Here is an 8,062-nt window from a genome sequence, read left to right as displayed (position 1 = left end):
AGAGGTAGTCGAACAACGCGTTGAAGAGTTGCGGGATAAGGAAGTTCGGGGCGAACGCCTGATAGGCGTACATGCCGGAGATGGCCTCACCGACCGTGATCTGGAACTTGGCGAGACCCGGCAGCGCTTTGCCGATGTTGTCGCGGTTCTTTTCCAGCATCGCGGTCACCCGGTTAAGCCTCTCCAGCGTGGGCGCCAATATGGCTTCGTTGTCGTGCACCAATGCCGTCAGCTGCTTGGCCACCGCCGACGTGTTGGCCAGCAGGTCCACGATCTCTTGCCGCCGCGCCACCAGGACTTGGAGCAGGTCATCGGAGTTGAGGATGAGCTTGTTCACCTGCTGGCTGCGTTGGGAGAGTATGCCCGTGACGTCGCTGGCGCTCTTGAAAAGGTCGCTCAGGTTCTTGTTGCGACTGTTGAGGGTGCGAGATAACCGGGTAAGCGCGTCGAAGGCCGGGCCCATTTGGGGTGCGATCTGATCGAGCGTCGCCGACAGGGTGTCCAACGACTGATTCAGCGCCGCGGTGTTGGTTTCGGCGGTGTTCGATGCGAAGTCGCTGACCGCTTCGGTCAGCGAGTAGGGCGAGGACGTCCGCGAGACGGGGATGAGCGCCATTGGGTGCATCGTGCCGCTGCCGGCGGACTCCACCGTCAGCATCCGCTCGCCCAGCAGCGTGCCGGTGCGGATGTGCGCGGAAGTGTCCGACCCGAGCAGGATGTTGCCCTTCATCGTGAAGGTCACCAGAGCATCGCCGTGGCGCAGCTTTACATCCGACACCGTGCCGACCTTCATCCCCGACACGACTACGGGGTTGCCCACCGCCAGGCCGCCGGCTTCCGAAAACAGCGCCTGGTAGCGGACCATTGTCGCCCATGCGATGAACCGGTCGGGCGACAGGCCCATTAGGATCACCAGCACGATCAAGATCGCGCCGATGAATCCGGCCTTGATGAGCCCAGCTCCGCGATACTTCAGCATCAGGGTTCCGTGCACCTTCCCGCATCTGACCGAAAGATATTGGCGCGCACGGTCTTTCCCTGAAGGTCCGTGCCGCGGAGCCCGAACTGGCAGAGGTAGTACGGGATGGTGGCGCCGTTCACGCCGAGTCGGACCAGCTTGCGGTAGTTGTGCGGCGCCTTGGCGATTGCGGCGTCGAGGCGGTCCCTATCGTTATCGAGTATCGGCGCCAGCCGATTCAACTGAGCTATGGTGCCGGATAGCGGCGGGCGGGCCTCGGCAAGCAGATCCGCCAGCGAGGCGGTTCCCTGGTCCAGGGCGTCAATGGCGGACCCGATCGTGTCGCGGTCGTTCGACAGGCCGCTGACAAGCTTCTCGAGGCGATCGATCGTGCCGGAGAAATTGCCACCCTCCTTGTCGATGTAGGCCACGACAGTGTTGAGGTTGTCGATCAGTTGCTGCACGGTTTGATCGTTGTCGGCCAAGGCATTCGAAAACGATGTCGTCTTGGTGAACAGCGACTCGAGAGTCCCGCCTTGGCCCTGGAAGACCTGCAACAATCCCGACGTCAATGTGTTGACATCGCGCGCGTTCAGGCCCTGGGTAACGGGTTTCAGTCCGCCGAGCAGCAGATCTAGGTCAAGCGCCGGCGCGGTGCGGTCGACGGGAATCTGACCGCCGGCCGCCAGATGCCTGGTCGACCCCGGACCATCGACGAGTTCGAGGTAGCGATCGCCCACCAGGTTGAGGTAGCGGACCGCCGCCCTGGTGCCCTCGGTAAGGACGACGTTGCGGTCGGCGTCGAAATTCACCACAACTTTTTTGTCCGGCCGCAGCGACACGCTATTGACCGTTCCCACCCGGATCCCCGCGACCCGCACCGACTGCCCCGCCTTGAGGCGGGATACGTCGGTGAACACCGCCGAATACTCGGTCGTCGAACCCGTCCGGTACTGGCCGAAGATAAAGAACAGGAAGGCAGTAAGGACCGCCATCACGACCGCAAAGATCGCGAACTTGACCAGCGTGGCGCGCGTTCTCATCCCGGCATTCCAATCTGGGCGGAGTTGCGTGGCGGCCCGGCGATCGGCCCGTACAACAGCTGTTTGAGGAGGTCGGAGTTGAGCAGCAGCTGCGGGTTTCCGTACTGCGTCGGATTGGCGCCGATATCGGCGATCAATTGCGGCGGGGCCGAGTTGAACGGAATCCTCGGCAGGCCCACGCACCGCGGGCCGCCCGTCGCCGCGACCTTGGGCAGGTTCGTCGGATACCGGTAACGTTCGGCGCCCCACGTGAGGCTCGCCGAGATGTTGATGCTCGGTTCCGACAACGGCGCCCCATGCGAAATCTGGATGAGCCCGCCCAAGGTACAGGTGAGCGCCTCGTGGTACTCGTTGGTCAGATCGGTGGTCGGCACCAGCAGATGCAGCACATTCGTCAGCGGCTCGCGGTTCGTCGACAAGACGTCGTTGCCGATGTCGGCCAAGCCGATCGCACTGATCAGCAACGCATCCAGGTTGTGCTGCTCGTCGACAAGGGTCTTGCTGATCCGGGCCGCGTTGGCCACGGTCTTCACCAGGTTCGGTGCCGCGTCAGCGTAGGCGTTGGATACCTCCGGTAAGACCGCGAGGTCATGCCTGAATGCGGGAAGGCTCGGCTCCAGCTTGGCCAGAAACGAATCCAGGTCACCCAGGGCCTGGCCGAGCTGTGGGCCCCGCCCACTGAACGCTTGTGCCAGCGCACCCAGTGACTCGTTGAGCTTCGGCGGGTCGATGTGGGACAGCACCGACACCAATTGCTGGAAAACCGTGTTGATTTCGACCATGACGTGCTGGCCCTGCAGAGTCTGGCCGCTGCGTAGCCGCTGTGCCGAGGGCTGGTCGGGTGGCACCAGCTCGACGGACTTCGCGCCGAACACCGTCGATGACGCGATGTCGACGAGCACGTTGGCCGGAATGTATTTCAAGTCCGAGGGATTCATCGCCAAGTGAATAGCCGCTTCGCCGTTCGGCAGCGGGTCGATCGAGGCGACCTTCCCCACCTGCACACCGCGCATCTTGACCTTGGCGTCCGGGTTCATGACCAGACCGGCGCGCTGCGAGATCACGGTCACCGGCACGGTTTCGCTGAAGCCGCCCTGAAACAGCGTTATCGCCACGGCGAAAATCGCGCAGATGACCGCGACCGTGAGCAGTCCGAGCAGGGGTGGTACGTAGTTGCGCGACGCGGCCCGGCTGGCCGGCCGGACATGCGCCGTGCGTGGGAGCCGGCCGCCGACTGAACCCCGACCCGCTGGCACGTTCTGCGTCACTGCCGTCCCACCTCCTCTGCTACCCGGATAGGTTGAAGTTGCCGTTGCTGCCGTAAATAGAAAGCGAGACCAGCAGCGTTACCGATACCACGACGATAAGCGAGGTGCGCACCGCGTTACCGGTCGCTTGGCCGACGCCGGCAGGTCCACCGGCGGCGAAATAGCCGTAGTACGTATGTATCAGCAAGATCGCGATCGCCATCAGTGCGGCCTGTAGGAACGACCACAACAGGTCGATCGGGTTCAAGAAGGTCGAGAAGTAGTGCTGGTACAAACCGCTCGACTGCCCGAACAGGAACGTCGTGGTGAACTGGCTGGCGACGAATGACAGGATGACGGCGATGCTGTACAACGGCGTGATCGCGAGCATCCCCGCGATGATCCTGGTGCTCACCAAGTACGAAATCGGCCGGATGGCCATGCTTTCCAGCGCGTCGATCTCTTCGTTGATCCGCATGGCTCCCAGCTGAGCGGTGACCCCCGCGCCGAAGGTCGCCGCCAGACCGATCCCGGCCACCACGGGTGCGGAGATGCGCACGTTGATGAACGCGGCCAGGAATCCGGTCAACGCCTCGATGCCGATGTTGCCCAACGAGCTGTATCCCTGAACGGCGAGCGTTCCGCCCGCGGCCAGGGTCAGGAAGCCGACGATCACGACGGTTCCGCCGATCATCGCCAAAGTGCCTGCGCCCATGCTGATCTCGGCGACCAGGCGGATGACTTCGCGCCGGTAATGAACCGCGGCGAACGGCGCCCCGGCGAGCGCCTTCCCGTAGAAAATGGTGTGGTCGCCGAAGCGGCCGAAGGTGTTGACCGGGCGCTCGAGTTGCCGGAAGAACCTGGGGTAGGCAGCTCGCAGCGTCATCGCATCCGCCCCATCACTTCGCCGTCATCTTGATGCCGACCGCGGTGACGACCACATTGACGACAAACAGCGACATGAAAGCGTAGACGACGGTCTCGTTCACGGCGTTGCCCACGGCCTTGGCACCGCCACCGCTGATGATCAGGCCGCGATAGCAGGCGACCAATCCGGCGATGAGGCCGAAAAGCAATGCCTTGACACAGGAAATGATCACCTCGGGCACGCCGGTGAGCAGCGTGATACCGGCGGCGAACGCGCCGGGATTGACGTCCTGCACGAGTACGGAGAAGGTGTAGCCGCCCAGGATCCCAATGATGCACACCAGGCTGTTGAGCAGCATCGCCACCAACCCGGAAGCCAGCATGCGAGGCGTGACCAGGCGTTGCACTGGGTTGATGCCCAGCACCTCCATCGCGTCGATTTCCTCGCGGATCGTTCTCGACCCGAGGTCCGCGCACATTGCCGTGGCCCCAGCGCCCGCCACGATCAAGACCGTGACCAACGGGCCGACCTGGGTGACGGCACCGAACGCAGCACCGGCACCGGAGAGGTCCGCGGCGCCCAGTTCGCGCAAGAGGATGTTGAGCGTGAAGCTGACGAGGACGGTGAAGGGGATGGCCACCAACAAGGTGGGCGCCAGCGAGACTCGCGCGACAAACCAGGATTGCTCCAAGAACTCCCGCAATTGAAAGGGCCTGCGAAACGCGAACTTGATCGCGTCCGCCGACATCGCGAACAATCCCCCAACGGCCTGCATGGGCCCGGAGAGGTCAAATTTCAGTCTCAGCGCGGGCAGTCCGGGTGACCAGCGGTCGTCGCGCCTATCGGCCATGGCCCGACAACCCTTCCGGCACAACAAGACCGGTAGTCTGAAAAGTCTTCGGAACCGACTGCGAAGGCACGTCGCCGGGGCCCAAATGCCTAGCGGCTAGCCACAATCCAGCGTCTATCGCCGGGTTGACAACCGCTACCATCCTCACGCCACTCCTCCGTTCTGTCGCGTGAGTTGGCGCTCCGAAACCAGGGGCTCGATGTCTCGAAGCGTCCGGCGATTATGACTCATGCCGCGTCCCGGGGGAACGAAAAAATAAAACCGTTACCGCCACAGCCCATGTTCGGCTTCGACATCAAAGGCGATCGCCCGGTCCCCGTAGTGCTCATGTGACCGCGCCGGCCGTCTTCAGTTCGATGATGCGGTCCCAATCGAGCCCGATCTCCATCAGGATCTCGTCGGTCTGCTCGGCGAATCCTGGCGCCGGTCCCGTCTGCGGCGCGGCGACATCGAACTGGACCGGATTGGCCACCAGGTCGAGTTCGCCTGCGCGAACTAGATACTCGTTGGCGCGGATCTGTGCGTCGTCGACCGCCTGCAACGTGTCCTGCACCGGCGCCCAGGGGCCCGCAAGCGTGGCAAAGCGTTCGCTCCACTCGGCAAGGGTGCGGGTGGCGATCACCTTGGTCAAGATCTCCACGGCATCGGCGGTGTGGGCGGCGATGCATTCGGCGGTGGCGAACCGCGGGTCGTCGGCCAGTTCGGGTAGGTCGAGGTGCCTGCACACGTCGGCCCAGAACTTGGTGGGCTGCATCATCACCAAAGAGATGTAGCGGCCGTCGGCCGTCGCGTAGACGCCGACCAGCGGGTTGACCGGTGAGCCGTGGATGCCGGGCGGCGGCGCTTCCAGCCGCTGCCCGAGATGCTTCGTCAACGCCACCGTGTGACCCAGCGACCACAGGCCGCTGCCGAGCAGCGACACGTCGACGACGGACGGCTCTCCGGTGCGTTCGCGCTTGAGTAACGCCGCCGCGATGCCGCCCGCAAGGTTGGTGCCGGAGATGGTGTCGCCGTAGGCGGGGCCGGGCGGATTGATCATCCCGTCGTAACCCAGCGGCGTAATGGTGGCCGCCGTCCCGGCGCGGCACCAGAAGGCCGTCATGTCGTAGCCGCCCTTGGTCGCCTCCTGGCCGCGCGGGCCGAGCGCGCTTCCGCGCGCGTAGACGATCGACGGGTTCACCGCGCGAATGTCGTCGATGTCGATGCCGAACTTCTGCCGGGCGTCGGGCAAGAAACTGGTCAGGAAGACATCGGAGCGGCGGGCGAGCTCGTAAAGCACCTCCCTGCCCTCGGGCACCGACATGTCCAGACCGATGCTGCGCTTGCCGCGGTTGGCGTGTTCGATGTTGGGATTCGGGTCGCCTTCGACGCGCAACATGCCGGTCTGGCGCAGCCCGCGCTGCGGGTCACCGGTGACGGCGTGCTCGACCTTGACCACGTCCGCGCCCCACTCGGCCAGCACCGCACCTGCCGACGGGACGAACCCGTACATGGCGACCTCCAGCACGCGGATGCCCTCGAGCGGCCTCATGCGGGCGCCCCCACAACCGGAACCGCAAAAGTCTTGCGCTCCAAGAACTCCTCGAGTCCGGCCACGCCCATCTCGCGGCCGATGCCGGACTGCTTGAAGCCCCCGAACGGACTGTCGGCGCTGAAGTAATTGCCGCCGTTGATGGAGAACGATCCGGTGCGGATCCGGCGCGCCACCGCCAGGGCGCGGTCCTGGTCACGGCTGAACACCGCGCCGGCCAGGCCATAGATCGAGTTGTTGGCGATGCGCACCGCGTCGTCGTCATCGTCGAAGCCGATGACGACCAGCACCGGCCCGAACACCTCGTCCTGGGCGATCTCGCTGTCGGGGTCGACGTTGGTGAGCAACGTGGGCGCATAGAAGTAGCCGGGATCCAGCCGCTTGCCGCCGGTGACCAGGGTCGCCCCCGCGGCGACAGCCCGTTGCACCATGCCGTCGACTTTGTCGCGCTGGCGCTCGTTGATCAGCGGACCCATGAACGTTTTCGGATCGGCCGGGTCACCGTGGCGCACCTTGGCGAAGTTCTGCGCGATCAGCTCGACGATTTCGTCATGGCGCGACTTGGGCACCAGCAGCCGCGACGTGAGCGCGCAGCCCTGGCCGGCGTGGGTGACCATGCTGAACGCCGCGAACATGGCCGCGCTGGCGAAATCGGCGTCCTCGAGCATGATCACGGCGGACTTGCCGCCCAACTCCAGGAAGACCCGCTTGACCGTGTCGCTCGCGGCGGCCATGATCCGCCGGCCGACCGCGGTCGAGCCGGTGAAGGTGATGACGTCGACGTCCGGGCTGGCGGTGAGCGCCTCGCCGGCCGCGGCGTCCGACGACGTCAGCACGTTGACCACGCCGGGCGGGATATCGGTGTGATTGGCGATCAGCTCTCCCAGGGCCAGCGTGACCAAGGGGGTGTCCGGTGCGCCCTTGAGCACGACCGTGCATCCGGCGGCCAGGGCCGGGGCCAGCTTGGCCAGCGCGAGCTGGTTCGGATAGTTGTAGGCGATGATGGCGCCCACCACGCCTGCGGCTTCCCTTTCCACCCAGCGGTGATGCCGCATGCCCCGCGATTCGATCTCGCCGAGGTCTTCCACGAACTGATAGCTAGGCAGCAGGTCTGCGTAGAAGCGCACGATCTTGATCGGGTCGTCGAGCTGGGCGCCGTGGGTTAGCGCGCGGGTGGCGCCGACTTCGGCGATGGTCAGCTCGCGCAATTCCTCGGCGTGCTCGACCAGCGCCCGGTGCAGCTGGTCCAGGCAACGGATTCGCAGCTGGACGTCGGTCGGCCAGCTCGTCGTGTCGAACGCCCGCCGGGCCGCCGCGATCGCCGCTTCGGCCTGCTCGGCGCCGGCATCCGGGGCATGCCCGATGACCGCGCCCGTGGCCGGATTGATGGAGGGGAAGGTCCTGCCGGCGCTGACCAGTCGACCGTCGATCAGCAGCCGACGGTCGATTCGTGGTTTGGGCGCGGCATCGGCGATCATCCCTGAGGTGCTCCCCAAGGCGGCCTCGGCCGTGTCCTGCGCTGCCATTCCGTACCCTTACTGTGATGACGGACACGAAAATTTCAT

At 64.9% G+C, this 8,062-nt stretch carries 7 protein-coding genes; all 7 read right to left on the bottom strand.

What is annotated here, in order from left to right:
- On the bottom strand, positions 1-979 hold a 979-nt coding region (locus tag JO059_RS00300; RefSeq protein ID WP_293313650.1), incomplete at its 3' end, for an MCE family protein.
- Entirely contained in the window at positions 979-2,001 is a 1,023-nt protein-coding gene (locus JO059_RS00295) for an MCE family protein (RefSeq protein ID WP_293313647.1), read from the bottom strand. The genes JO059_RS00300 and JO059_RS00295, both read right to left, overlap by 1 nt.
- Complete coding sequence (locus JO059_RS00290; RefSeq protein WP_293313644.1) at positions 1,998-3,269, bottom strand: MCE family protein; 1,272 nt, start codon at positions 3,267-3,269, stop codon at positions 1,998-2,000. Before JO059_RS00290 ends, JO059_RS00295 begins: the two co-directional genes overlap by 4 nt.
- 19 nt (positions 3,270-3,288) lie before the next feature.
- Positions 3,289-4,134, bottom strand: a complete 846-nt coding sequence (locus tag JO059_RS00285; protein WP_293313641.1) for an ABC transporter permease — start codon at positions 4,132-4,134, stop codon at positions 3,289-3,291.
- Positions 4,135-4,147: 13 nt separating this feature from the next.
- Entirely contained in the window at positions 4,148-4,966 is an 819-nt protein-coding gene (locus JO059_RS00280) for an ABC transporter permease (RefSeq protein ID WP_293313638.1), read from the bottom strand.
- A 325-nt stretch (positions 4,967-5,291) separates the two neighbouring features.
- Positions 5,292-6,497: a CoA transferase gene (locus tag JO059_RS00275; RefSeq protein ID WP_293313636.1), complete on the bottom strand. Its 1,206-nt coding sequence runs from the start codon at positions 6,495-6,497 to the stop codon at positions 5,292-5,294.
- Positions 6,494-7,975 (bottom strand): aldehyde dehydrogenase family protein, encoded by a 1,482-nt coding sequence (locus JO059_RS00270; protein WP_293313661.1) that lies wholly within the window; start codon positions 7,973-7,975, stop codon positions 6,494-6,496. Before JO059_RS00270 ends, JO059_RS00275 begins: the two co-directional genes overlap by 4 nt.
- Positions 7,976-8,062: the final 87 nt, after the last annotated feature.

Origin of the sequence: Mycobacterium sp. (assembly GCF_019247615.1) — a bacterium.
In the GTDB taxonomy this organism is placed as follows: Bacteria; Actinomycetota; Actinomycetes; order Mycobacteriales; family Mycobacteriaceae; genus Mycobacterium.
The sequence above is the reverse complement of the archived record's forward strand: the minus strand, read 5'-3'. Positions and strand labels throughout refer to the sequence as shown.